This window comes from Winogradskyella pulchriflava (assembly GCF_042434315.1).
In the GTDB taxonomy this organism is placed as follows: Bacteria; Bacteroidota; Bacteroidia; order Flavobacteriales; family Flavobacteriaceae; genus Winogradskyella; species Winogradskyella pulchriflava.
Map to the genome: position 1 here is coordinate 831,219 of NZ_JBHLTQ010000001.1, position 26,091 is coordinate 857,309.

General features: G+C 34.1%; 24 protein-coding genes. 13 read left to right on the forward strand and 11 right to left on the reverse strand.

Features of this window, described 5'->3' with window-relative positions; all coding sequences use genetic code 11:
* From ACFFGA_RS03650 to ACFFGA_RS03660, 3 genes are all read right to left on the reverse strand, one after another.
* A complete protein-coding gene (locus tag ACFFGA_RS03650; RefSeq protein ID WP_386059797.1) occupies nucleotides 1–762 on the reverse strand; it encodes a DUF3667 domain-containing protein in 762 nt (253 codons plus the stop codon).
* A 145-nt stretch (nucleotides 763–907) separates the two neighbouring features.
* Nucleotides 908–1,243 carry a hypothetical protein gene (locus ACFFGA_RS03655; RefSeq protein ID WP_386059801.1) on the reverse strand — a complete coding sequence of 112 codons (336 nt, stop codon included), beginning with the start codon at nucleotides 1,241–1,243 and terminating at the stop codon, nucleotides 908–910.
* Between the two features lie 266 nt (nucleotides 1,244–1,509).
* On the reverse strand, nucleotides 1,510–2,559 hold the full coding sequence (locus tag ACFFGA_RS03660) for an isoaspartyl peptidase/L-asparaginase family protein (protein ID WP_386059804.1): 1,050 nt from the start codon (nucleotides 2,557–2,559) through the stop codon (nucleotides 1,510–1,512).
* A gap of 220 nt (nucleotides 2,560–2,779) precedes the next feature.
* Between ACFFGA_RS03660 and amaB the strand changes: the two genes are divergently transcribed.
* Nucleotides 2,780–4,333 carry an L-piperidine-6-carboxylate dehydrogenase gene (gene amaB / locus ACFFGA_RS03665; RefSeq protein WP_386059807.1) on the forward strand — a complete coding sequence of 518 codons (1,554 nt, stop codon included), beginning with the start codon at nucleotides 2,780–2,782 and terminating at the stop codon, nucleotides 4,331–4,333.
* A 73-nt stretch (nucleotides 4,334–4,406) separates the two neighbouring features.
* On the opposite strand, the gene ACFFGA_RS03670 is transcribed toward amaB, so the two are convergent.
* Genes ACFFGA_RS03670 through ACFFGA_RS03685 form a run of 4 tightly spaced genes read right to left on the reverse strand, consistent with a single transcriptional unit; the run spans nucleotide 4,407 to nucleotide 8,308 of the window.
* Entirely contained in the window at nucleotides 4,407–4,862 is a 456-nt protein-coding gene (locus ACFFGA_RS03670) for a T9SS type A sorting domain-containing protein (protein WP_386059810.1), read from the reverse strand.
* 22 nt (nucleotides 4,863–4,884) lie between these two features.
* Nucleotides 4,885–6,021 (reverse strand): hypothetical protein, encoded by a 1,137-nt coding sequence (locus tag ACFFGA_RS03675; RefSeq protein ID WP_386059812.1) that lies wholly within the window; start codon nucleotides 6,019–6,021, stop codon nucleotides 4,885–4,887.
* Nucleotides 6,018–7,997, reverse strand: a complete 1,980-nt coding sequence (locus tag ACFFGA_RS03680) for a tail fiber domain-containing protein (protein ID WP_386059815.1) — start codon at nucleotides 7,995–7,997, stop codon at nucleotides 6,018–6,020. Before ACFFGA_RS03680 ends, ACFFGA_RS03675 begins: the two co-directional genes overlap by 4 nt.
* A 35-nt stretch (nucleotides 7,998–8,032) precedes the next feature.
* On the reverse strand, nucleotides 8,033–8,308 hold the full coding sequence (locus ACFFGA_RS03685; protein ID WP_386059818.1) for a hypothetical protein: 276 nt from the start codon (nucleotides 8,306–8,308) through the stop codon (nucleotides 8,033–8,035).
* Between the two features lie 340 nt (nucleotides 8,309–8,648).
* Here ACFFGA_RS03685 and ACFFGA_RS03690 point away from each other — a divergent pair, with 340 nt between their 5' ends.
* The 4 genes from ACFFGA_RS03690 (at nucleotide 8,649) to ACFFGA_RS03705 (ending at nucleotide 14,119) form a co-directional block, all read left to right on the forward strand.
* Entirely contained in the window at nucleotides 8,649–10,733 is a 2,085-nt protein-coding gene (locus tag ACFFGA_RS03690) for a sensor histidine kinase (RefSeq protein WP_386059820.1), read from the forward strand.
* Nucleotides 10,730–11,482: a LytR/AlgR family response regulator transcription factor gene (locus tag ACFFGA_RS03695; protein ID WP_386059823.1), complete on the forward strand. Its 753-nt coding sequence runs from the start codon at nucleotides 10,730–10,732 to the stop codon at nucleotides 11,480–11,482. The genes ACFFGA_RS03690 and ACFFGA_RS03695 overlap by 4 nt, the downstream gene beginning before the upstream one ends.
* 73 nt (nucleotides 11,483–11,555) lie before the next feature.
* A complete protein-coding gene (locus ACFFGA_RS03700) occupies nucleotides 11,556–12,929 on the forward strand; it encodes a DUF1800 domain-containing protein (protein ID WP_386059826.1) in 1,374 nt (457 codons plus the stop codon).
* Between the two features lie 2 nt (nucleotides 12,930–12,931).
* A complete protein-coding gene (locus ACFFGA_RS03705; protein ID WP_386059829.1) occupies nucleotides 12,932–14,119 on the forward strand; it encodes a DUF1501 domain-containing protein in 1,188 nt (395 codons plus the stop codon).
* A gap of 210 nt (nucleotides 14,120–14,329) precedes the next feature.
* Here the strand turns inward: ACFFGA_RS03705 and ACFFGA_RS03710 are convergent, their stop codons facing one another.
* The 4 genes from ACFFGA_RS03710 to ACFFGA_RS03725 form a co-directional block, all read right to left on the reverse strand.
* A complete protein-coding gene (locus ACFFGA_RS03710) occupies nucleotides 14,330–15,463 on the reverse strand; it encodes an ATP-binding protein (protein WP_386059831.1) in 1,134 nt (377 codons plus the stop codon).
* 28 nt (nucleotides 15,464–15,491) lie between these two features.
* The gene (locus ACFFGA_RS03715; RefSeq protein WP_386059834.1) at nucleotides 15,492–15,857 is read right to left on the reverse strand and encodes a hypothetical protein; all 366 of its coding nucleotides are present in this window, start codon (nucleotides 15,855–15,857) and stop codon (nucleotides 15,492–15,494) included.
* Complete coding sequence (locus ACFFGA_RS03720) at nucleotides 15,858–16,607, reverse strand: SDR family NAD(P)-dependent oxidoreductase (RefSeq protein ID WP_386059837.1); 750 nt, start codon at nucleotides 16,605–16,607, stop codon at nucleotides 15,858–15,860.
* A 79-nt stretch (nucleotides 16,608–16,686) separates the two neighbouring features.
* Entirely contained in the window at nucleotides 16,687–17,550 is an 864-nt protein-coding gene (locus tag ACFFGA_RS03725) for an aldo/keto reductase (protein ID WP_386059840.1), read from the reverse strand.
* Between the two features lie 104 nt (nucleotides 17,551–17,654).
* Between ACFFGA_RS03725 and ACFFGA_RS03730 the strand changes: the two genes are divergently transcribed.
* The 8 genes from ACFFGA_RS03730 (at nucleotide 17,655) to ACFFGA_RS03765 (ending at nucleotide 26,046) form a co-directional block, all read left to right on the forward strand.
* A complete protein-coding gene (locus tag ACFFGA_RS03730) occupies nucleotides 17,655–18,224 on the forward strand; it encodes a DUF4382 domain-containing protein (protein ID WP_386059843.1) in 570 nt (189 codons plus the stop codon).
* Between the two features lie 163 nt (nucleotides 18,225–18,387).
* Nucleotides 18,388–19,203: a DUF4382 domain-containing protein gene (locus ACFFGA_RS03735; protein WP_386059845.1), complete on the forward strand. Its 816-nt coding sequence runs from the start codon at nucleotides 18,388–18,390 to the stop codon at nucleotides 19,201–19,203.
* A 156-nt stretch (nucleotides 19,204–19,359) separates the two neighbouring features.
* On the forward strand, nucleotides 19,360–20,361 hold the full coding sequence (locus ACFFGA_RS03740) for an AAA family ATPase (protein ID WP_386059848.1): 1,002 nt from the start codon (nucleotides 19,360–19,362) through the stop codon (nucleotides 20,359–20,361).
* A 96-nt stretch (nucleotides 20,362–20,457) separates the two neighbouring features.
* The gene (locus tag ACFFGA_RS03745; RefSeq protein ID WP_386060623.1) at nucleotides 20,458–21,324 is read left to right on the forward strand and encodes a DUF58 domain-containing protein; all 867 of its coding nucleotides are present in this window, start codon (nucleotides 20,458–20,460) and stop codon (nucleotides 21,322–21,324) included.
* 7 nt (nucleotides 21,325–21,331) lie between these two features.
* Nucleotides 21,332–23,047 carry a hypothetical protein gene (locus tag ACFFGA_RS03750; protein ID WP_386059851.1) on the forward strand — a complete coding sequence of 572 codons (1,716 nt, stop codon included), beginning with the start codon at nucleotides 21,332–21,334 and terminating at the stop codon, nucleotides 23,045–23,047.
* The gene (locus ACFFGA_RS03755) at nucleotides 23,047–24,051 is read left to right on the forward strand and encodes a vWA domain-containing protein (protein ID WP_386059854.1); all 1,005 of its coding nucleotides are present in this window, start codon (nucleotides 23,047–23,049) and stop codon (nucleotides 24,049–24,051) included. Before ACFFGA_RS03750 ends, ACFFGA_RS03755 begins: the two co-directional genes overlap by 1 nt.
* Complete coding sequence (locus ACFFGA_RS03760) at nucleotides 24,044–25,081, forward strand: vWA domain-containing protein (RefSeq protein ID WP_386060626.1); 1,038 nt, start codon at nucleotides 24,044–24,046, stop codon at nucleotides 25,079–25,081. The genes ACFFGA_RS03755 and ACFFGA_RS03760 overlap by 8 nt, the downstream gene beginning before the upstream one ends.
* A gap of 131 nt (nucleotides 25,082–25,212) precedes the next feature.
* A complete protein-coding gene (locus ACFFGA_RS03765; protein WP_386059857.1) occupies nucleotides 25,213–26,046 on the forward strand; it encodes an aerotolerance regulator BatC in 834 nt (277 codons plus the stop codon).
* The last annotated feature ends 45 nt before the right edge of the window (nucleotides 26,047–26,091 follow it).

Consider the following 26,091-nt stretch of genomic DNA (forward strand, 5'->3'; position numbering starts at 1 on the left):
TCACGTTAAGGGATTTAGTAAACTGAGTGTAAAAGGCAATACAAACACTCGCATTATTAAAAAAAACGCAATTCCAACACCTATTTTTAACGAGCGAATCCATAAAGGTGTGGTTTTGAAAAAAGATAGATAAGCCCAAGACACATAGATAAGCAATAGCAAAGCGATAAACTCTATGGAAACAAAAACATCGAACAGTACTTTTGTGACAAACAAAATGGTCATTGTTATTAAAGTGGATGTTGAGATATAATAAAAGTTTGTAGTAAGTAGTTCGGTAAAATTCAATTTTAGAGACCTAAATAGCACATAAAAAATGATGGGAAATAGCAATACCTCAAACAAACTGCTCAACAATGAAAACTCAATGGTCAACTTTATATTCCACAACTCCATACTATTATTAAGGCGTTCTGAAAGGAATGGGAAATAGAAGTACTCATCTTTCTCCAAGATTTCATCGGTTTTAAACCAATAATCCATAAAAGCTTGAAAGGCAAGTGCAATAACCAAGTAACGCGTTGGATTAGTAAACCTTTTGCGTTGTCCTTTAATATAGGCATGTGCTACTTTGCCAGGCGATACAATTAATTTCCAAAATGTAAAAAAGAAGCCTTTATGTAAGTTGAATGTGTTATCAAAAAAGTCATTTACAACTTCGCGTATGCGCAAACGATTATTTCCTATGTTGCGCTGACCGCAATGGTTACAAAAGTTGCCCTCAAAACTGTGTTGGCAATTATGGCAGTTTTGTGTTTCCAATCTTAAGTAGTTATTTGGTTTCTTCCGTTGTAGCTGCCAATTACTGATAGAAATATGTCTTCAATGGCACATTTAAAATAGCAATCTGTTTTACTTTCCATAAGTGAGTTTTGACGGATGTTTCTAAAGAATTTTATCATTACGATTAATACAGTATATTATCTAAGGTCCAATCTAACCGTTCTTCAAGCATGCTGAATTTTTTATCTGAAAAGAAAATTTTGTACATCTCTCTTCTAAAAGCCGCGAGCTCCATCTGGCTGTAATCGTGGTTATTTATGACATCTTCAATTTTCTTTAATCGCTTTTTTTCAGAATGCTTATGAAATTTTTTATGCATTTTTAGAAAAGTTTTTTTGGACGTTTTGTCTTGGATCATTTCCAATTCTTCCTCAGTCTCTTTTTTATCTGCGTTGGCGCAGAGTAGCATAATGTAAATTTGTAATTCAGATTTACTCCAGTTGTTTTTTTTGGTTTTCATAGTATTAGTGTCTTTAGTTTTTAACTATTTATTTGAAATGCACAGAGAAAATCAATAACGAAGTGTATAAGATCGTTAATGGTATAAGTAATGTAGTTCGAAAATTTGTTTCCAATCTTGCTGTTAGCAGGACGGAGCGTAGTCGTTGCCAATTGTGGCAAAAAAATTAAATCATTCACTTTCTTTAGATTGAAAGTAAATTAGGCTAATGGTTGTAGTTGAGGTTGGTTAACTATTTGTGTTTAAAGATATTAAATTGTTACAGATTATTCTTTATAAATCTTCACTGTTAATTCTCCTTTGTCATTCATGCTAGCACGATACATACCAGCTGTATTAAATTCCATAGCCATATTACCATCTTTGTCTACAGCCACAATACCGCCATCACCACCAAGGTTTGGTACTTTTTCCTGTATGACAATGCGAGCGGCTTGTTTTAAGGTTAAACCTTTGTATTCCATAAGTGCCGAAATATCGTGAGCTACCTGAGCTCTAATAAAAAATTCTCCCCAACCAGTGCTTGAAACTGCACATGTAGCATTATTGGCATAAGTGCCAGAACCAATGATTGGTGCATCTCCAATTCTACCATAACGTTTGTTGGTCATGCCACCAGTTGAAGTTCCTGCAGCTAAATTGCCATTTTTGTCTAAAGCTACGCAGCCAACTGTTCCAAATTTAGAATCTTTGATATTTGAATCATAAAATGCCGTTGTAGCATCATGGTCTAATTCTGTTTTTTCTTTATCTTTGATGCGTTGTAAGGATTGAAATCGGTTTTCGGTAAAGAAATAACTTGGTTCTACAATGTCTAAACCTTGTTCTTGCGCAAAGGTTTCTGCACCTTTTCCAGAAAGCATTACATGTTCGGACTTTTCCATTACAGCTCTGGCCAAATTAATCGGGTTTTTAACCGTTGTTGTGCCTGCTGAAGCACCAGCGTTTAGCGTTTTTCCATCCATAATAGACGCATCTAATTCATTGGTTTCTGCATTGGTAAAAACGGCACCTTTACCAGCATTAAAAAGCGGTGAGTCTTCCATGATATTAATCGTTTTTTCAACAGCATCCAGACTACTTCCACCACTTTTTAAGATATCATAACCAACTTTAATTGCTTCTTCAAGTTTAGCTTTATATGCGGCTTCTTTTTCTGGTGTCATATTCTTTTTTAGAATAGTACCAGCTCCTCCATGAATAACAATAGCAAATTCTGTTTTTTTAGATGTGGTTTCAGAAGTGTTTTTTATATTTTCATTCTTACAAGCAAAACATAAAAATAAAACAAGACTTAACAGAGCGATTTTCTTCATGTTGGATTAGATTTTATAAGTGCTTTAAAGTTAATTTTTTTTGACTTATAAATTATAAAAGTTAAAAATCAATCATAATTATATCAATTAGCGTCGTTATAGCGAATAGGATTTTTAATTACAGGGTTTTATATATTAAATCAATAATGAAGAATCAAAAGCCATGGAATTATTAGTATCTTCGCATAAAAATTTAATAATTCGTAAAATTTAAACATATATGGAAGCAATTGCTACCGATTTCGGAATAAAAGAAGCTTTAAACCAATTAGGTGTTAAGGATATTAATGAAGGGTCTTCTACAGGTTCTAACAACTTTTCTAATGGAGATATTATTGAAAGCTACTCACCAGTTGATGGCCAGTTAATTGGTAAAGTGAAATCTACAACAAGAGCAGATTATGATAAAGTAATGGATGCTGCGACAAAAGCATTTCTTGTATGGAGAGATGTGCCAGCACCACAACGTGGAGAAATAGTACGTCAGTTTGGCAACAAATTAAGAGACTTAAAAGAGCCTCTTGGAAAATTGGTATCCTACGAAATGGGTAAATCTTTGCAAGAAGGTTATGGAGAAGTTCAAGAAATGATTGATATCTGTGATTTTGCTGTAGGCTTATCAAGACAGTTAAACGGACAAACTATTCCATCGGAACGTCCAGGACACGTAATGAGAGAGCAATGGCACCCAATAGGTGTAGTTGGTATTATTTCTGCTTTTAACTTCCCAGTTGCGGTTTGGGCATGGAACACCGCTTTAGCCTGGATTTGTGGCGATGTATGTGTTTGGAAAGCTTCCGAAAAAGCACCTTTATGCTCTGTTGCTTGCCAAAACATTATAGCTGGTATATTAAAAGAAAACAATTTGCCAGAAGGTATTTCTTGTATCATTAACGGAGATTATAAAGTAGGAGAATTTATGACAACAGACTCTAGAATTCCGTTAGTATCCGCTACAGGTTCTACTAGAATGGGACGTATAGTTGGTAAAACAGTTGCAGAGCGTTTTGGAAAATCGTTGTTAGAGTTAGGAGGAAACAACGCTATCATCATTACACCAACAGCTGATTTAAAAGTAGTAGTTCCTGGTGCTGTTTTTGGTGCAGTGGGTACTTGTGGTCAACGTTGTACATCGACACGTCGTTTAATTATTCACGAATCAGTTTACGATAAAGTGAGAGATGCCATTGTTGGAGCTTATGGACAATTAACGATTGGAAATCCTTTAGATGAAAAAAATCACATTGGTCCATTAATTGATAAAGATGCTGTAAACACGTATTTGGCTGCGATTGAAAAAGCAAAAGCTGAAGGCGGAAACGTATTAGTTGAAGGTGGAGTTTTAGAAGGAGAAGGTTACGAAAGTGGTTGCTATGTAAAGCCAGCAATTATAGAAGCCGAAAATCATTTTGAAATTGTACAACACGAAACCTTTGCACCGATTTTATATTTAATGAAATATTCTGGAGATGTTGAAAATGCCATTGCAAAGCAAAATGGTGTAGCACAAGGATTATCATCAGCCATCATGACTAACGAAATGAAAGAAGCAGAAAAATTCTTGTCTTATGCAGGAAGTGACTGTGGAATTGCAAACGTCAACATCGGAACATCTGGTGCAGAGATTGGTGGAGCTTTTGGTGGCGAAAAAGAAACAGGTGGTGGACGAGAGTCTGGATCTGATGCTTGGAAAGTATATATGCGTCGTCAAACCAACACCATTAATTATTCTGATGAGCTACCTTTAGCGCAAGGGATAAAGTTTGATTTGTAATATAAAACAAGACTATAAAAATTAAGAGACTGCTTTTTGGCAGTCTCTTTTTATTTGACAAATATATTTTTAGTTACTGAACAACTATTTTTTTACTGATGCTTTTGTTGCCCATTGAGAGTTTTACAATGTAAATACCAGCGCTTAATGCGCTAATGTCTATCCGGGAATCTAAAGTTTGAAGCACAGGTTTGCCTAATACGTCATAGAATTCAATAGCGTCTAAAGCTTTATTGGATTCGATGGTAATATATTCTGAAGCTGGATTTGGATAAATACTTAGATTTGTAGTATCAACTTCAGAAACACCTAACGTGTTATCTTCAAAACCATTGATAAACCCTTCAGAAATATAAATCCCTCCAGAATTTAACTCTTGTACATTAACTTCTCCAATAGTATATAATATTTGAATACCTCCAGCAGTTGTAGATACTCCACCAGAGTCTATACTGAATTTTTCTATGGTTTGACTATGGCTCAAACATGAATATCCTAAAAGTGTTAATATGATTAGTAGTGTTCTCATAATTGTGTTATTTTTTATATTTCTAATTAGATGTACTACCGTAAATTACCACCGAGAAATTAGCGTTCACGGGTTGGTTTGAACTGTTATTTATATCTATTCGAATTGTTTGACCAACATGATCAGCTACAATTGTGTTACCTGTATTTGTAAGACTAGTTAATGTCGCCATGATAACAGGAGTTCCTACTATGAATCTATCTAATGTGATGCTGTATCTACCTGTAGAGTTTCTAGTTACTGTGTCAATACCATAATCTACCACTATAGTGGGATTGACTTGTACACCTCTTAAAAATCCATAAGCAATGGGCAGGGCATTGCTATACACCCTACCTTTCTCAGGTACATCTGAACTGGAAACTTCATCATCTGTAACTTGTACTGATTTAAATGTTGCAGAACCATCCGTGTCAACTTTAGCAACCACATCACCAGTCAGTCCTCGCTGCATCTCAATAAACTGTGCATTATCTGGCGCGTTTTCAGGAACCACGATTTCCAGTACATCGTTACCTGAGGAAACATCTGTTTTATGTATTTGCAAAGATCTTCCACTTGTGGAATTATCTTGAACATCTAAAGTTGAACTTGGTACAGAAGTGCCTATACCAACTCTTCCATCTAGTCTAAATACATTATCTCCTATACCGCTTGACCATTTTTGCTCAGGCAAATCAAAAGAACCACCTCCATCACTTAAGGTAATGGTATTATCGGTTTGGCTTAAGGTTTGGATTTCGTTTGTTGGATTGGCATCAGCATCATCCTTATTGGCTACGTCTCTAGCATATAATGCGTAGGGTACTGTAGTAAATTGTATTGTTCCCATATCTACCAAACCGCTCCCAATATCTACCTTAACATTTAAAAAGTAGCTGTCTATTCCCCAATTTATGGCTTGGAATTCCCCAATAGTGGGTGTTCCCTGTCCAATATTCAATATCACAATACCGTTATTATCTGTGATTGGCGAATGGGTTTCTGTATATATATTGGTCTGTGCTCCACCTAGAAGGATTGAGAACTCCACTTCAATTTGTTCATTGGCAATCACATTGCCTAGGTCGTCTTTAATAACTGCTTTATAGTTTACACCATCTTGGGCAAAACCTAAACAGGTTATTAATAAAATAAGTATTGTAATTTTTGTCTTCATAACTTTCGGTTTGATTTATTGTTTTCTAAAGCGGTAACACGTTTCACCAATTCTGAAATGATTTTATTCTGTTCTAAATTTTCAGCCTTCTGTTGCTTTATAATATCCTGCTGTTCTTGTATGGCTTTTGTGAGTACAGGTATTAAATCGTTGTAGCGCAGGCTTATGTACTCTTTATCATCTTTGGTTAAAAAGCCTTGGTCTTCATAGCCTAAGGTGATGAGTGCTTGTTCTACCTCTTGGGCTATAAAACCGATTTCCCTGGTTTTGTTCTTGTTGTTTTTGCGGATATAGTCCACAGGCTGTAGTTTCTGTACGAGATTTAAACCATAAGGTAATTGCCGTATGTGATCTTTCCAACGACGGTCAGAGGTTACCGTCCATGCCACTTGTATGCCTGCATAGCCAACATCTTCATTGCCTATGCGCACCTGGTTATCGCTCGTACCATTTGGCACTTCAGCATTAAAGCCTAAAGCTGTATTATTGTTTCCGGTAGTATTACTAGTTAAGGCGGAATGACCAAAAGCTGTGTTGTTATCTCCTGTAGTATTTGCTGATAAAGCACTCAAACCAGTTGATGTATTTCCGTTTCCTGAGATATTTACAGATAGCGCATGCTGTCCATTTGCAGTATTGCCAGTTCCTGATAAATTATCCCTTAAGGCATTATATCCAGTTGCAGTATTCCTAAGGCCTGTGGTATTTGCGTATAACGCTTGTGTGCCAGTAGCAGTATTTTGACTACCTCCAGTATTGGAGTACAGGGCTTCATAACCACTGGCTGTATTATTAATTCCTATAGTATTCCAGTATAAGGCACCTCTACCAGTAGCTGTATTTTGAATTCCAACAGTATTTTGTCTTAAGGCATGAGCACCATTTGCAGTATTGTTATCGCCAGTCGTATTATTTATTAATGCTGCCACACCAATTGCTGTATTTGAAAACCCTGAAGTATTAGAATATAAGGCTGAAGCACCAATTGCGGTGTTACTTAACCCAGTGGTGTTAGAATAAAGTGCTTCATCGCCAATTGCGGTATTGCCTATACCTGTATTGTTAGAATAGAGTGCTCGATAACCATTTGAAGTGTTACTAATTCCAGTAGTATTAGAATACAATGCATAAGCTCCAATTGCGGTATTTTTGGTACCTTCAGTATTGAATAATAAAGCCTGATATCCATTAGCTGTATTATTACCTCCAATGGTATTAGAAGTTAAAGCATTATAACCAGTTGCAGTATTGTTAAAACCTTCGCTATTGGCGTATAGGGCACTGTAACCGTATGCCGTATTGTTGTTTCCTGCTGTATTTGAATATAAGGACTGATACCCATTTGCGGTATTACTAAATCCTGATGTATTATTATGGAGCGCCCGATACCCACTTGCGGTATTTAAAGCTCCAGACGTGTTTGCGTATAATGCCTGATAGCCAATACCTACATTTTGGTTATCACTGCTGTCGTCATTAAGTCCTGCACCAACGCCTAAAAAAATGGAAGACCCATCTTCGGTACCATCGGCATCGGATTTGGCATCGGTCAAGTCATCGATTTTAGAGGTTACGTTGTCTGCTATCGTGGCACGTTCTGCGTGTTTGGCATAAGGTACAACGCCAAATTGTGTGGTTCCCATATCTAAAAATCCAGAGCCAGTGTCTATTTGAACGTTTAAATAATGTTTTGCCGTTTCCCAAGCAATATCATTAAATATACCGCTCACTGGTGTGCCTTCGCCAATATTCACAATAACAATACCATTAGCATCTGTAAGTGTTGCATGGTCTTCTTCATACTTAACAGGTCCCGCGATGTTGCCTTCTAATATCGAAAACTTTATATCGACAGCACTATTTGCTATAATATTACCTAGGTCATCTTTGATAACAGCTTTGTAGTTGATGGTGTTTTGGGCATACATAACTATTGAGACCGTAATAGTTAGAACAAAACTTAAAATTGTTTTCATTTTTTTAAATTTTAAAGTGAGTTGGTTAAGGCGTATTAGCACTCTGGAGCAGAGTCACAATCACTATCGTCGCAATCTGTAAATGCGTCGTTGTCATTATCAATGCCATCATCACAAATTTCAACTTGGCAATTAGGTTCAGAGTCGCAATCGTTATCTTCACAATCCGTAAATCCGTCGTTGTCATTATCAATACCGTCGTCACAAACTTCCACAGGTGTTGACGCTTCATCGTCGATTTTACAGGACTGGGAAAAGCATAATATGCAAAGCATTATGCTAATGTTTATTACTGATTTGAGAGTTTTCATAATTAAATTTTTATTTGTTAATAGGTGTTTTGTGTAGTATGCTTAATAATTGATGTTTCACATAAAAAATCTATAGAAATATATATTGCTGATTTTGAAATAAATGTATTTCATATTACAGGTGTTTTAAAGGCAGAATGTAAGGGTGTGTAACTTTAAGAGAGAATGCGTAAATTTGAGTGTATAAGTGTTGCAACCAATGGATTACATGTGTTTGAGACTCTTTTTCACGAGTATTTCACTTTTTGTACACTTTAAATTAGAAATGGCACGACTATACACTATGTCTATGAGGTGGTAGATTTAATGTGTATTATTATAAATTCTTCAACCTGTTTAAATGAATTACAAGACACCCTTATTTGTAATAGTTTTCTATTCTCTGCTATGTATTGGCAATACAAAACTCATTGCCCAAGAGAAAAATGCATCGGATTTGATAGTGCTTATAGAAACTTATGACAGTTTGGATGAGAATACGGAAAAAGATGAAGTGTTACGAAAAATTAAAGACCTGGTAAAGAACATTCCTAAAGATTCTTTAGAATTTATAGTAAAGCATTACGATTTTAATTTCATTGCCAGATTTGCCATGGCAGATTATTACAGGTTGAACAAAAATCATGATTTGGCCAAAAGAGAATACGCTGCGTTGGAGCCGGAAATTTTAAGCAAACGACCTATTGATTATATATTGCTAGCACATGTGGTTTGGGCAAGTTCAATCAACATATCCTTAAAGGATTTTAGTTATGAAAAAGGATTAAAAACACTTTACAAAGGATTAGCTTACTCAGAACAAAGCAAGGTGGACAGAATGACAATGAAGTACCATTCTAATTTGCAATTCTACAATACTTCAAGTTCTAACTTTGACAAATCGGTATATCACAATAAAAAGCACTATGAATATGCAAAAAAATTGAACGATTCTATTCAGGTTGTTTTGGCTCTTAAAACAGTAATGATTAATTTTAATTATGTAAAAAATTCTGAGAGTGCTTTAGAAATATGGCGCCAAATACAACCTATTTATAAAATACACCGTTCTAAATTTCCAGTTCCAAGCGCATTACTTACCCAAGTTACGAGGGCATTTATCAACTCAAAGCAATTAGATTCTGCAGCATATTACAATGCTGAATGTTTTCGACTTGATAGCATTCAAGGAAACTCATTTAGAGATTGCTACAATATTCTTTATAAAGGAATTATTTTACAAGATCAAGGTAATGCCGATGAAGCAAAAAAAACATTTCTATCAAGTTATGAATTGGCGAAAAAAAACAGAAACAATCTAATTCAAATAAAATCAGCAGCCTATATGGCTCAAATATTACTTGAGGAAAATGAGCATAATGAGGCACTGAATCTTTTAAGAGAAAACTACTCTATAAGCGACCGAAAAAGAAGCCTTAACAAAGCAGAATATGAGTTACTGCTTTCAAAGGCCTTTGAAGCCACAAACAAGCTAGACTCCGCACTATATTATAGAAACAAATCTGATAGATCTTTTGAAGCCGAAAATTTAGATATTCATGCAAAACAAGTAGCAATTGCCAAAGCCGAATTGGGTATTAATGAGCTTTTAGACGAAAACGAAAACCTAGTTTCAACTCAAACAGACTTAGACAAGCGTATGGCAAAATCAAAAACAACAACAAATGTTTTGTTATATGCTTTAATTACAATAGTTATTCTTACAAGTTTTTTTATATACCGAAGAAACCAAAAGGAAAAGCTACGTGTAAGTCAGTATAGGGAAGAACTTACAAACAAAGAACGTATTGCTATTGAGGCCGAGCTTAACACCATTCGCTCGCAAATGAATCCGCATTTTATGTTTAATTCTTTAAATTCGATAAATGAATTTATTCAAAACGATAGTAGTGAGGACGCTTCAAATTATTTGGTAAAGTTTTCGCGCTTAATGAGATCGACCCTTAATTATTCAAAACGAAAATTTGTAACTTTAAAAGAAGAGATTGATTTATTAAAACTATATATAGAATTGGAAAATCTAAGGTTTTATAATTCCATAGATTTCAGTTTAACCATCGATCCGTCAATTAACACAGAAAAAGCACTTATACCACCAATGATGATACAGCCATTTGTTGAAAATGCCATTTGGCATGGATTAATGGCAAAAGAAAACGAACGCAAATTGAAGTTGACCTTTTCTGAAAATCAACAACATATCATTTGCAACATAGAAGACAATGGTATAGGCAGAACAGCAAGTGCCCAACAAAAGGCCCAAAAACCTAAACACAAATCCCAAGGTATAGGGCTGACGCAACGTCGCCTAGAACTATTAAAAAGTATACATGGAAACGAAGCTGGGATTGAGGTCATCGATTTAACTGAAAATGGAACAGGAACCTTGGTGAAAGTGATCCTGCCAAAACAATTAAAGGAATGAATAATTCTAAAATAAGAGCATTACTTATAGATGATGAACCCATGGCGTTACGTTCGCTAGAGCGCATGCTATTAAAACATTGTCCAGAAATTAATGTTATAGGAAAAACCATTAATCCAGAAGAAGCTGTCACATTAATCAACGATAAAAAACCAGATGTACTGTTTTTGGATATTGCCATGCCAAGATTGGATGGTTTTGAACTATTAGAACAAATAGACTATAAAAATGCCCAAGTTATTTTTATAACCGCTTATGACGAGTATGCTTTACAAGCCTTTAAAACTGCTGCTGCAGATTATCTTTTAAAGCCAATTGATAAAGAGGAATTGATCCAAGCCGTAAACAAAGTGGCACAACTATTAGATACGGATACTACTCAAAACTATATTGCAGATTTGTTTGAACGCTTACAAAAAACCAATAACAAAATAAGTTCTATAGGATTACCTACTATGGAAGGACTGGATTTTGTAAAAACCGATACTATTATCTATTGCCATAGCGATGGAAATTACACTGAAATTTTTCTAAATGATAAACGAAAAATTTTGGTCACTAGAAAAATTAAGTACATAGAAGAAAAATTAGATGCAGCACAGTTTGTCCGTGTGCATAATTCTTATTTAGTAAATCTCAATCATGTTGAAAAATACATAAAGGGTCGTGGTGGTACTTTGATAATGGTTAATGGTGATAGTATTCCGGTTTCAGTACGTAAAAAAAATGATTTTTTAGATTCGTTCTAAGAAAATTTAAAAAAAAATACGGGTAATTAACATCATAATTAAACTATTACGTTTATATTAAGTCTAATATACCATGAATAAAAAAGAACTTCAGCATTTATCTTGGCGAGCAGGATTTGGAATGAATCCTAGCGAACTTAAGTTATTGCAAAAAGGCAAAAATGAAATAGTTGAAGTGCTTATTTCTAATTCAAAATCTATTACACCATTAAGAGTTGACCTATCTTTTTTAAATGGCTTAAATCCAATAGACCTAAAAGATAATCCGACATTAGCGAAAGAACTTAGAGATAAAAACAGAGAGAAAATTCTAGAATTAAACTATGCTTGGATAAAGCGTTTAGTTACTTCTAAAGAAGTTTTAAGGGAACGAATGACACTTTTTTGGGCAAATCATTTTGTATGTAAGGACAATCATATTTTATACATACAGCGTTACAACAATGCCTTAAGAACTCATGCCTTAGGCGACTTTAGAGATTTTGTAAAAGCCATTTCTAAAGAAGCAGCAATGCTAAAATATCTCAATGGTAAACAAAACAGAAAAAATCGACCTAATGAGAATTTTGCACGCGAATTAATGGAGTTATTCACTTTAGGTGAAGGACAATATACTGAAAAAGACATTAAAGAATCTGCCAGAGCGTTTACTGGTTATAACCATGATTTTAAAGGAAATTTTATTTTAAGAAAAAGACAGCATGATGAAGGTTTAAAAACCTTTTTTGGTAAAACAGGAAATTTCTCAGGTGACGATATTATAGATATAATTTTAGAAGATAAACAGTGCGCATTATACATTTCAGATAAAATCTACCGCTATTTTGTAAATCCAAAACCTAACAAAAAGCATATTGATGCTATGGCAGATGTGTTTTTTAAAGACTATAATATCGAAAATTTGATGCGCTTTGTATTTCTGTCCGATTGGTTTTATGATGAAAAAAACATTGGTGCAAGAATAAAATCACCTGTAGAGTTTTTGGTTGGTATGGCTAAAACAGTTCCTGTAAAATTTGAAAGAGAAAGGGACTTAATTAAAATTCAGAAAATTTTAGGACAAACCTTATTGGATCCTCCTAACGTTGCAGGTTGGAAAGGAGATAAAGCTTGGATAGATGCTAATACTATTATGGTAAGATTAAAATTGGCTTCTATAATATTTAATAACGCTGTAATTTCATTAAAAGAACATGGCGATTTTAATGATAATTTTAGAGAGAAATTCTTTAAACGTAATAAGGACAAACTACCGTTTAAAACATTGCCAGATTGGGAAGCATTTATGGATAATTTCAAATTAGTGGAAACGGAAAATCTTCAGGATTATATTATTCAAGGAAACATAAATAAAGGTACAGCGGATTATTTAAAATCGCTGAGCAAAAAATCGAAACAAGATTATTGTATTCAGTTAATGTCGTTACCAGAATATCAAATGTGTTAGTTATGGATAGAAGAAAATTTATTAAGGATTCGGCATTAGCTAGTAGCTTGTTTTTTGTGCCAAGTTTTGTAAAAGCTTTTGAATCTGTAGCTGCCGAAAGATTGGGTTATAAGCGTTTAGTTATTATTCAGCTGGCTGGTGGTAATGATGGTTTAAACACTATTATTCCATATAACAATGATATTTACTATAATTCTAGACCACGTTTAGCTATTACAAAAGACATTATAAAACTTAATGACGATTTAGGATTTCACCCTAGTTTAGCACCATTGAGAGCGCTTTACGATAAAGGTCAATTGTCTATTTTAAATAATGTAGGTTACCCAAATCCTGTGCGTTCTCATTTTAGATCTATGGACATTTGGCAAACCGCAAGTGGCTCTGATGAGTATTTGCAAAGTGGTTGGTTAGGTCGCTACCTAGATAAACATGGTGAAAAACCTTACAATGCTATTGAGATAGATGAGCAATTGAGTTTAGCCATGAAAGGGGAACACTTCAACGGTATTGCTACCAACGATTATAGAGTGTTGTATAATTCGTCTAAAGATCCTTATTTTAAGAATGTACTTAATCATTATAACGATGCACATTTAAGCGAACACAATTTGGGTTATTTGTACCAAACCATGACTGAAGCCAAGTCTTCAGCAAAATACATTTACGAAAACACAAAGGTAAAACTGTCTCAGCAAGAGTATCCTCAAAATAAATTTGCAAGACAGCTTAAAAATGTAGCTCAGTTTATAAATTCAGGATTAGACACTAAAGTATTTTATACTTCTTTAGGTGGATTTGATACGCATGCCAATCAAAATAATAAGCAGAGTAGGTTGTTGTCTCAGTATGCAGAAAGTGTTTCGACATTTGTTAAAGATTTAGAGCAGAATGATATGTTTGAAGACACATTGATTCTAACCTTTTCTGAATTTGGAAGACGTGTAAAGCAAAATGCGGCAAACGGAACAGATCACGGAGCTGCAAACAATGTCTTTATAATTGGTAAAAATCTAAAGCAAGCAGGATTCTATAATAATTTAGCAAGCTTAAATGATTTGGATGATAATGGAGATTTAAAGTATGAAATTGATTTTCGATCAGTCTATTCCACCATTTTAAATAATTGGATGAATGTCTCTACAGAAGGGATTATCAATTCAAAACAAAAAGTGTTGAACTTTATCTAAACAAAAAAAACCTTGTTTCAAGACTGCTTTTTTGACAGCTAAAACAAGGTTATATAATTGATTAATAGCATTTCAAAGATGCAAGTTATTTTGCTTCGCTCTTAAATTTTTTGATGAATGGTCAAAAAAAATGTATAATCTGTATGGTTTTTGTAAGTGCTTCGATAAGATGCAGAAAACAGGGATAAAATCGTGACTAAATCCGACTAACTAACTGTATTTTACCTTCCTTAGGATTCTAATGGTTTCTTTATAGGAATTATAAAGTTGAGAATTATACTTTTTCATATATGGCTTTGCGTACTCTAATTTAGGCAAGGCATCTTCAAAACCGTTGAGATAACAAATAAGATAACTAGCCGCTAAATTTTCTAAGTCAGCAATTTCATGATTGGCTAGTGTTATGCCTTTTTCAAGCTTTTCCAAGATGGCATTGTTGCTATTGTAGATGTGATGCAACACCTTTTTGTCGAATTGCGGAGGCTCAAAAATTAAATTGGCTTCTATGGAATAATTGGCATTGTTATCAAAGTGAATGGTTTTTTCTTCAAGCTTATAATATTTATACGACTGTTGAAGTCCAAGCCTTACATATTCTACAATTTTAAACGAATCTTCATCATAGAAAATAGCGACTTCATCTAATGCCGAATAGAACAATCGTACTTGTTCGTTAATCAATTCAATATCTACTCTCGAATAGAAAACTTCGTTCTTCACATGCTTTTTTTGTCCAGACCAACAAAGCACGAAATACTCTTTAAAAACTTTGTATTGTGGATTAAAATCCTTGCGTTTCTTCATAAAATCAAACACTCCATCAAGCGTTAATTCAATATTGTTCTGTGCATGATTTTCAATAGCTGCAACAATTTCTGAATTCACGTCCTTTATTTCGATATCGAAGACTTTGGGCATGCTCATACTACCATCCCTAAAAAAAACAGAGCCACCATAGTATTTCCAAATGTTCTTTCTTAAAGCGGTGATTTTTTCATTAGCTCTAATGGTGACAAGGCCAACAACCTTATCGTCTGGTAAATGTGGAAAGGGAATGTTTTCGTATTGTACAATAGGTGGATTGGTGAGATAGGCATTGATAAGGTTTTGTATTTTACTGTCATCAAAAAAATCGACACCAACTATGTTATTATCCTCGTCCTCAACACCAATAACGATATAAGAGTTGTTTTTAGGATTACTGTTAGAAAGTGCACAAATATGTTTTAAAAACTTGGCTTTTCCTTCCTTAAAACCAATATCTATTTTTCGTTTTTTGTCATAGAAGCTGTTCTCATCATTGTGAGCAAGTAGGTGTTTTATGAGCAGACGCTTATTAATCATAGTTGTCATTCCTGCGGAAGCAGGGATCTTATTGTTTATAGGTAATGAGTTCAATTGAATTACCAGCAAAATCTTTAAATATCAAATTACCAGCTAAATCTGTTTCTGAGAAGCCTTTGATAATTTTAAAATCACGTATTTTAATATCTTCAATGTAACCTTTAACATCATCAATATGAAATCTAATTTTTAAATTCTTAGTAACATCAGATGACTTTTCGACTTCAATTATCTCAAATATCAATTTGTCATTTTTAAATGAATAACATTTCTGACCAATGTCATTTTCATATGGGAAGAAAAGCATACCTATGTCAAAATAGAATTCTACTAGTTCTTGACATCTATTTGAAAATATAGAAATAACATTAATCTCTGGAGGAGGTGCAAACATTTAATTCTTTTTTACTATCGTAGAACTCGCCTGAGCCGTACAAAACATCAAAACATCAGCAATATTGACATGAGCTGGTCGTGACACCGCAAAGTAAATGACTTCGGCAACATCTTCAGCTTGCAAAGCTTTATAGCCCTTGTAAATATTATCTGCAGCAGCATCACCTTTAAAACGTACTTCAGAGAATTCGGTTTCTACCAAACCAGGATTAACAGCACCAACTTTAATTCCGTAAGGATTCAAATCAATTCGCATACCTTCTGTAATGGCTAAAACGGCATGTTTACTACCACAATATACATTGCCTTTTGGGTACACTTCCTTTCCAGCAGAAGAACCAATATTAATGATGTGTCCAGATCTACGTTCAGTCATACCAGGAATTACCGCTTTACTTACATAGAGTAATCCTTTTACATTAATATCCATCATAGCATCCCAATCATCCAAACTTCCTGTTTCTATTGGGTCTAGTCCGTGCGCATTACCTGCATTGTTGATGAGGATATCAATATTTTGAAATTCTTTTGGTAACGAAGCAATAGCTCCAAGCGTTTTGTCTCTGTCGCGCACATCAAAATTTAGAATGTGTACATCAGTTTGTTTGGATAACGCTTTTTCAATACTCTCTAAGCGTTCTTGTCTGCGACCACAAAGCACAAGGTTGATGCCATGTTTAGCAAATTCCTCTGCTGTGGCTCTGCCTATTCCGCTTGTTGCTCCTGTAATTAATGCTGTTTTTTTCATAATTCTGTCATTACTGCGTATGCAGGAATCTATTTTTTAGTCAGATTATAAGTGGATTCCTGCCTACGCAGGAATAACATCAAGGCACTTTATGTCCTTGACTGGCCACCAAAATTAAAAACCAATCCTCAAGTTCTAAGTCAATTTTTGAAGCTTCCATCGCTTGTGTCAAACGCGTTTTATTTGTTGTGCCAACAACTGGATGTATACCTGAAGGATGTTTCATTATCCAAGCCAATAACAATTGATCTTCGGTAGCATTGTATTTATCCATCAATGCACCTAGCTGTTTGTGTATGCTTCTGGTTTGTTCATTATCTTCTTTAAAAACAGAACCTAATGGAGACCAAGCCATAGGTTTTATGCCACAAGTTGTCATATAATCCAAAGTGCCATCATGCATGGCGGAATGCTCAGTCAAAGAAAACTCTATTTGGTTAACGTCAATATCCATGCGCAATCCTATCATGTCCATTTGCGATGGAGTAAAATTAGAGACACCAAAATCTCTAATTTTTCCGTCCTTTTTTAGAATGGTAATAGCTTCAGCAATTTCTTCAGCAATCATTAAAGGACTAGGTCTGTGCAATAGTAATAAATCAAGATATTCGGTTTGAAGATTCCTTAAGGATTCTTCAACCGACCAAATAATGTATTCTTTACTGTAGTCGTAGTGTTTAACCTTGTTATCGCGATTGTCGCAGAGATATTGAATACCACACTTAGAAATAAGCTGAATGTCTTCGCGCTTAATTCCAGAATCAATAAAAGCATTACCAAAACCGGCTTCTGTGGTGTATGCACCATAAATATCTGCGTGGTCAAAGGTTGTAATATTATGAGCAATACAATGGCGCATTAAGTCAACCATTTCTTTTTTTGAGAGTTGTTTGCCCCAACTTCCCCAGGTCATAGTACCTGCAATTAATCGAGAATATGTCACTTTTTATTCAGTTTATATTGGTTTTTGTGCAATTCGTGTATAAAAATACTCAAAACCATAGGATTAAAGTATTCTTGTTAAGTAATTATTCCATTCCTCAAATCATGAAACATTTACAAGCTATTAACCAGTTGTTTTTTTCAGTACTAATTTTATTATGCTCAACAAGCTGTTCCAAGGACGATATTAATGTCAATGAGAACGTTACTAGTATTACAGTAAAACTAAAAAGCTCCAATAGTGTGCTTAATAAGGTATATATCAATATTGAAGATGTACAACTAAAAATAAAGGAAGACGAAAGTGTTTCTGATGCTTGGTTAAGTCTTAATGCCATTAACCAAGGAACTTATAACATTTGTGATCTTAAAGAAGATAACCCACTACTTTTAGTAGATGATCTAGAAATAGATGCAAACTTTATTTATGAAATAAGATTGGTGTTAGGCGACAATAATTTTATAGATATTAATAATGTTTTACATAGTTTAGATGTGGCCAACTATGGTAATGCAACACCTTCTAATTTAATAAGTACACAATTAGATAGTAAGCGACGATACGATTTTGTAATAGATATGGATATTGACGAATCTGTAAGCTTTAATGAAGACGAAAACATGATGGTTTTAAATCCTAAACTATATACAGCAATAAGACAAATTCAATATTAATTTTTTAATCCTAAATTAATGGAATATAAAAGGGTAATGCTTAATGTGTTACTCTTTTTTTTAACTAGATTTTAACTCAAAATGTCTGTAAATACCTTATGTTATATAATCCAAGTACGTAATTCTCAGCGTACATAAATTAGAAATCATAAAAATATAAACCATGAAATTTTTAAAACAAATTGTATCAATTTTTGTAATACTTCTAACATTATCTTCTTGTAATGACTCTGATAGTTCTAACAGCTCAGATACAGCAACACTATCCGTAAAACTTGTAGATGATCCTGGAGACTATCAAAATGTATTTGTTGAAATTATAGACGTAAAGGTTAAATATGACAGCGATGATTTTGATGAAGATGATGAACAAGGATGGCAATCTATTGGAATTATCAATCCAGGAGTTTACGATTTATTAGAGCTTACAGGTGGTGTAAGTTTAGAGTTGGTAAACAATGAAACTATTGAAACAGGTCTTATAAAGCAAATAAGACTAGTATTAGGTGATGATAACTCAGTATTATTAGAGGGTGAGACAGAAACGAGACCTCTTAATACTCCAAGTGCGCAACAATCTGGATTAAAAGTGATGATTAATCAAAGTATAATTGCTGGTTATAACTATGACTTTATTTTAGATTTTGATGTAGAGGAATCCATTGTAATGGCAGGAAATTCAGGTAATATTAATCTAAAACCAGTATTAAGAGCTAATCTAGAAGTTAATTCAGGAACTATAGCTGGTAGTATTCAGCCATCAGGTATTGCTGCAGAAGTTGTTGTTACAAACGGTCTATTCTCAACAACGACTTATACCAACGATTTTGGTGATTTCCAAATTTCAGGGCTACCAGAAGGTATTTACACAGTAACAGTTACACCAGAAGCGTCCTTAATGTTGGATTCAGTAGTTATAGAAAATGTTGAAGTAAATGTTGGTGCTACCACAAGTTTAGATCCAATTATTTTTGAATAGCTTATTATCTTTAAAAAAATTTATAAAGCGTAGTGTTTTCTAATACTACGCTTTATTTTTTTAACCAATTGTTAACAGCAACTAACAAATAATTTTAACACTTTGCACTTCCTAAAAAGTTACTAAAAATAGTTTTGTTCTTAAACCGATATAATAATGGAAGAAACGAGTACAGTTGACATTAAGTCAATTAATGAAAAGATAGAAAAAGAAAGTGCATTTGTAGACCTGCTAACTTTAGAAATGAATAAAGTAATTGTTGGTCAAAAGCACATGGTAGAGCGATTACTAATTGGATTGCTAGGTCAAGGTCATATATTATTAGAAGGTGTGCCAGGATTAGCAAAAACCTTAGCCATTAATACGCTTTCAAAAGCCATTGATGCAAGTTTTAGTAGAATTCAGTTTACACCAGATTTATTACCAGCAGATGTTGTTGGTACATTAATTTATAACATTAAAGAGAATGACTTCTCAATTAAAAAAGGACCAATCTTCGCTAACTTTGTTTTAGCAGATGAGATTAACAGGGCACCAGCAAAAGTGCAGTCCGCTTTGTTAGAAGCTATGCAAGAAAAGCAAGTTACCATTGGCGACGAAACTTTTGTTTTAGATAAGCCTTTTTTAGTAATGGCAACACAAAACCCAGTTGAGCAAGAAGGAACCTACCCTTTACCAGAAGCGCAGGTAGACCGTTTTATGCTAAAGACTGTTATTGATTATCCTAAACTAGACGAAGAACAGCTTATAGTTAGAGCCAATTTAAAAGGAGCTTACGAAAAAGTAAATCCTGTGGTTTCAATCGCTCAGATTCTAAGTGCACAAGAAGCTGTTAGAGAAGTTTATATGGACGAAAAGATTGAAAAATATATTTTAGATATCATCTTCGCTACACGTTATCCAGAAAAATATAAACTTGGAGATTTAAAGGCTTTAATTTCATTTGGAGCATCACCTCGTGGTAGTATTAACTTAGCAACTGCCGCAAAATGTTATGCATTTATAAAACGAAGAGGCTACGTTATACCGGAAGATGTAAGAGCTGTAGTGCACGATGTATTGCGCCACAGAATAGGTATTACTTACGAAGCTGAAGCAGAAAATGTTACTTCAGAAGATATTATTAACAAGATCGTTAATGAAATTGAGGTGCCATAGTATTGTCATTCCTGCGCAGGCAGGAATCTCACTATTATTTGTCAAAAAGTTTAATTTGATAGATTCCGCATCAAGTGCGGAATGACAAAGCGCAAAATGGATACTAAAGAACTTCTAAAAAAAGTACGAAAAATAGAGATTAAGACACGTCGTTTGTCTGATCATATATTTGGAGGAGAGTACCACTCTACCTTTAAGGGACGAGGTATGACTTTTTCTGAAGTGCGTCAATACCAATATGGTGACGATGTTAGAAACATTGATTGGAATGTAACAGCACGCTACAACGAACCTTACATTAAAGTATTTGAGGAAGAACGTGAGCTAACCATGATGCTCATGGCAGATGTGTCTGGAAGTAAGCTCTTTGGAACAAAAAACCAATTTAAAAATGAAATTGTTACAGAAATAGCTGCAACCTTAGCCTTTTCTGCAACTCAGAATAATGACAAAATTGGTTTAATTCTATTCTCAGATGATATTGAACTCTACATCCCTCCAAAGAAAGGACGTTCTCATGTACTTAGAATTATCAGAGAATTATTAGAGTTTAAACCAAAAAGCAAAAACACCAATATCGCTGAAGCTTTTAAGTTTTTGTCTAACGTTATGAAGAAGAAAGCCATCGTTTTTGTGCTTTCAGATTTTATAGCAGATGATTATAAACAGAATCTAAAAATAGCAGCTGGTAGGCATGATATTACAGGGATAAGAATTTACGATAAACACGAAGAAGAAATCCCAAATATAGGAATGGTGCAGATGGAAGATGAAGAAACTGGTGAATTGTTATTAGTAAATACTGCATCCAAAAAAGTAAGGTTGAATTACGGACGCTTTTATAACGAAAAAGTAAACTACTTTAAAGATACATTTACAAAGTCCGGAGCAGGTGCTATAGATTGTCGTGTGGATGAAAGTTATGTAAAAAAACTATTGGGTTATTTTAAAAGAAGAGGATAAACGAATCATGATTTACGATTTACCAATTAATAATAAAGGATTAATGAAAACTTCGGTATTCCGTCAAAGGTCTTCCGTTGTCTTTTTTATGTTCTTTTTTCTTTTTTCTTTCGTATCGTTTTCACAAGTGAAATCTGAAGTTGACACTACTAAAATCCGAATTGGAGAGCAAATTAATTATAAAATTAAAGTAGAGGCAGATTCTACAGCTTTAGTAGTGTTTCCAGAAGGACAAACCTTTATGCCTTTAGAGGCTGTTGAAGCATTAAAAATAGATACTACCAAAAAGGATGCTAAGTTTTTATTGTCTAGGATATACAAACTTACACAGTTCGATTCGGGTTCATATACCATTCCGCAACAAAAGGTAATTATTAACGAAAAGCCTTTTTTTACCGATTCGTTGCGTGTAGATGTTAATACAGTTGAAGTTGATACCACAAAGCAAAACCTCTACGATATAAAACCAATTTTTGAGGTAGAAAAAAGTGGAGGCAATTGGTGGAAATGGTTATTAGGCATTTTGGTAGCATTAGCTTTAGTTGCCTTTTTGCTATACTGGTTTATTTGGAGGCAAAAACCTCTAACAGAGGAAGAAGAAATTGCCCTTTTACCACCTTACGATAGAGCAAAGTTAGCTTTAAAAAAGTTAGATGAAAGTCAGTATTTAATACGTTCTGAAGTCAAAGAATTTTATTCAGAATTAACCTTTATCATAAGAAAATACCTTGACGAAAAAGTGTACGATCGTGCATTGGAGAGTACAACAGACGAGCTTATTTCAAGATTGCAACTACTTAAGGAAGGTAATCAAATAGACTTATCTAAAGACACTATAAAAAACATTGAGTCTATCTTAAAACGTGCCGATTTGGTAAAGTTTGCTAAATCAGCTCCAGACACAGCACTGGCGGAAATGGACAAGTCCACAATAGATAGAGAGATAGATCATGTAAAAGAAAGTTTGCCAGAACCAACAGAAGAAGAAAAATTATTAGATCAACAATATAGAGAAGAACAAGAACGCAAGAAGAAACGTAGAAAAGTTATTCTTACTGTGGCTATTTCTTTGTTTTTGCTTATTGCTACGTTCGTCGGTTTCGGTATTAAATATGGTTTTGAATATGTAAAAGATACCATAATTGGTCATGAAAGTAAAGAATTGTTGGAAGGAGAATGGGTAGAAAGTGCTTACGGTTTTCCACCTGTTTGGATAGAAACACCAAGAGTTTTAAAACGTGTAAATCCACCGATTCCTGAAGAAGCGAAAGAACAACTTTCAATGACAACATTTGTATATGGCACTATGCTCGACATTTTTAGCATAGGTGTTAATACAACAACACTCAAAGTGCCACAACAGGCACAACAAGGTGAGGATAATGAAAATCCAACGTTTGATTTATTAAAAGTTTCGGAAGAAAGTCTTAAAGGGTTTGAGGCACAAGGAGCAACAGATATATCTGTTAAGCGCGAACAATTTATTACACCAAACGCTGCCGAAGGATTAAAAACATTTGGAACGTTAAGTATTAAAATTCCAAATACCAATTCTGTGGTTAATGCGGAGTATATGTTGCTTTGTTTTTCAAATCAAAAAAATGTATTGCAACAAATAATAATAACCTGGCCAGATAATGATGATTATGCAGACAAAATGGTACAGCGTATTGTTGATTCCATTGAGCTTAATCCAGATGAACCAGAAGAAGAGGATAAATAATGTTTGAGCATATAGAATTTTTAAATAAAGAACTATTTTGGTTTCTGTTGCTATTGCCAATAGCAATAGCTTGGTATGTTTTTAAACATAATAAGCAAACGGCTGAGCTAAAAATTTCTAGTATTAAGGGATTTAAATCAACATCTTCTTTTTGGTCAAAGTTTAGGCATGTGCTTTTTGCATTACGCTTAATCGCTTTAGGGTTATTGATAACCGCATTAGCCAGACCAAGAACTGTTGATGTGTCAACAAAAACCAAAACAACAAGAGGTATAGATATTGTTATGTCTATTGATGTGTCTGCGAGTATGTTGGCAAAAGATTTAAGACCAAACCGACTAGAAGCTTTAAAAGAAGTAGCTTCAGATTTTATTGATGGTCGTCCTAATGACAGAATAGGTCTTGTAGAATATGCAGGAGAAGCTTACACAAAAACACCAATTACAAGCGATAAATCTATTGTGCAAAGATCGCTTAGAGATATAAAGTATAATACCATAATTGAAGGAGGTACAGCTATAGGCATGGGATTAGCAACTTCTGTAAACCGATTAAAAGATAGTAGAGCTAAGAGTAAAGTTATTATACTATTAACTGATGGTGTTAACAATTCAGGTTTTATAGATCCTAAAATCGCAAGCGAATTAGCTGTAGAATATGGTATAAAAGTTTACACCATAGGATTAGGTACAAATGGAATGGCTTTGTCTCCTGTAAGAATAAATCCAAACGGAACATTTCAATATGGCAGTCAACAAGTGGAAATTGATGAGGATTTGTTAAAGGAAATAGCCGATGTTACAGGTGGTAAATATTTTAGAGCTACAAATAACAAAAAGTTAGCCGAGATTTATAATGAAATCAATAAGCTAGAGAAAACTGAAATTGAAGAAAAGAAGTACTACAATTATGATGAAAAATACAGACCACTGGTTCTGTTAGCCGGATTACTTCTTTTAATTGAAATACTATTACGAAACACAATATTTAGAAGCTTTGTTTAGACTCGACGAAAAAATATGGTTTTGGACATTGCTGGTTATTCCAGTAATTATTTTGCTATTTGTGTTATTACAAGTATGGAGACGCTCTGCGCAAAAGAAATTTGCGGATAGAAATTTGCTAAAGCGTTTAAGTCCTAATCAATCACTTTTTAAAAGTGTACTAAAAGTCTTAGTACTTTGTGCAGCATTTGCGTGTTTGTCATTAGCATTGGTAAACCCAAAAATTGGTACAAAATTAGAAACTGTTCGTAGTCAAGGTGTGGATATTGTATTTGCGGTAGATGTTTCAAAAAGTATGCTGGCAGAAGATATTGCACCAAACCGATTAGAAAAATCTAAGCAATTGGTCACGCAAATCATTAATAGTTTGGCCAGTGATAGAGTTGGTATTATTGCTTATGCTGGTAAAGCATTTCCACAATTACCGATTACAACAGATTACGCATCGGCAAAGATGTTTTTGCAAAACATGAATACAGATATGTTGTCTTCACAAGGAACAGCAATCCATGAAGCTATTCAACTTGCAAAAACCTATTACGATGATGAAGAGCAAACCAATAGGATTCTAATTATTATTTCAGATGGAGAAGATCATGGTGGTGAAGCTGTTGATATTGCGGAAGAAGCTAATGAAGAAGGTATTAGGATATTAACGGTAGGTGTAGGTGATACTAAAGGTGGTCCAATACCAATAAAAAGAAATGGCGTAATATTAAATTACAAAAAGGATAACAATGGAGAAACTGTTATCACACGCTTAGACGAAACCACTTTAAAAGAAATAGCAGAAGAAACAAATGGTGTTTACATCAATGGGAGCAATACAACTGAAGTTGTAGAAACCATTAAGGATATTCTCAATAAAATGGACAAAAAGGAATTTGAATCTAAGCAAATAGCAGATTTTAAAGACCAATTCCAATGGTTTTTAGGTTTAGGGATTTTATTGTTGTTTATTGATATATTATTCCTAGAGCGTAAAACAGCCTGGTTAAAGAAGTTGAATTTGTTTAATGAAAACTTTTAGATATTCTTTAACGTTGAATTATAAAAGGGTTTGCTAATTTTAAATTGGATAGACAACGGTTCCCGATTGTATAAAGATTAAAAAGGAAACGGTTTGTCTTCAAACAAAATTTAAATTAAAAAGTGAGTAAAATGAAGTTTTACACATTACTAATTATAGCTTTAGTTGGATGTTTAGGGTTTTCGCAAGAAACCAACAAAGAACAATTAAAAGCAGAAAAAACAGCAGCAAATTTGGTGTATAATGCCAATGAGTTAGTTGAGGCAGATAACTATGTCGAAGCCGAAATGGAATACAGAAAAGCCATTGCCAAAGCTCCGAGTAAAGCTGTTGGTTCTTATAATTTAGCACATTCGTATTTTAGAAAAGGAAGTTTTGAAGAAGCGTTATTTAGAAGCCAGGAGGCAGCAAAAAATGCTAAGACTAAAGATGAGAAGCACAGAGCATTCCATAATATTGGTAATATCTTAATGCAAGAAAAACAATGCAAAGAAGCAGTAGAAGCATTTAAAAATGCCTTAAGAAATAACCCAACTGACGAAGAAACACGTTATAATTTGGCCTTAGCAAAAGACTGTGCTAACCAACAAGAAGATGGTGGTGGCGAAGACGATAAAAAGGACGAAAACAAAGAAGAGGAAAAAAACAAAGAAAACGAAGAGAAGAAAGAAGACGAAAATAAAGAAGATCAAGATAAAAAGGACGAAGGCGATAAGGGCAAAAAAGAAGGAGATAAAGAAGAGGATGATAACGGAAAGCCTAAGGATGAGAAAAAAGACGATGGTAAAGGTGATGATGATAAAAAGAAACCAAACGAAAAACCTAAGCCTAAGCCAGGGCAAATGTCTCCACAGCAGATAAAAAACATATTAGAGGCAATGCAAAACCAAGAACAGAAAGTACAAGAAAAGATAAATGCAGAAAAACAAAAAGGAGCTAAAGTAAAAACCGAAAAAGATTGGTAATTAGTTCGTAGTCGCAGTTTTCAGTTGTCACACTGAGCGCAGTCG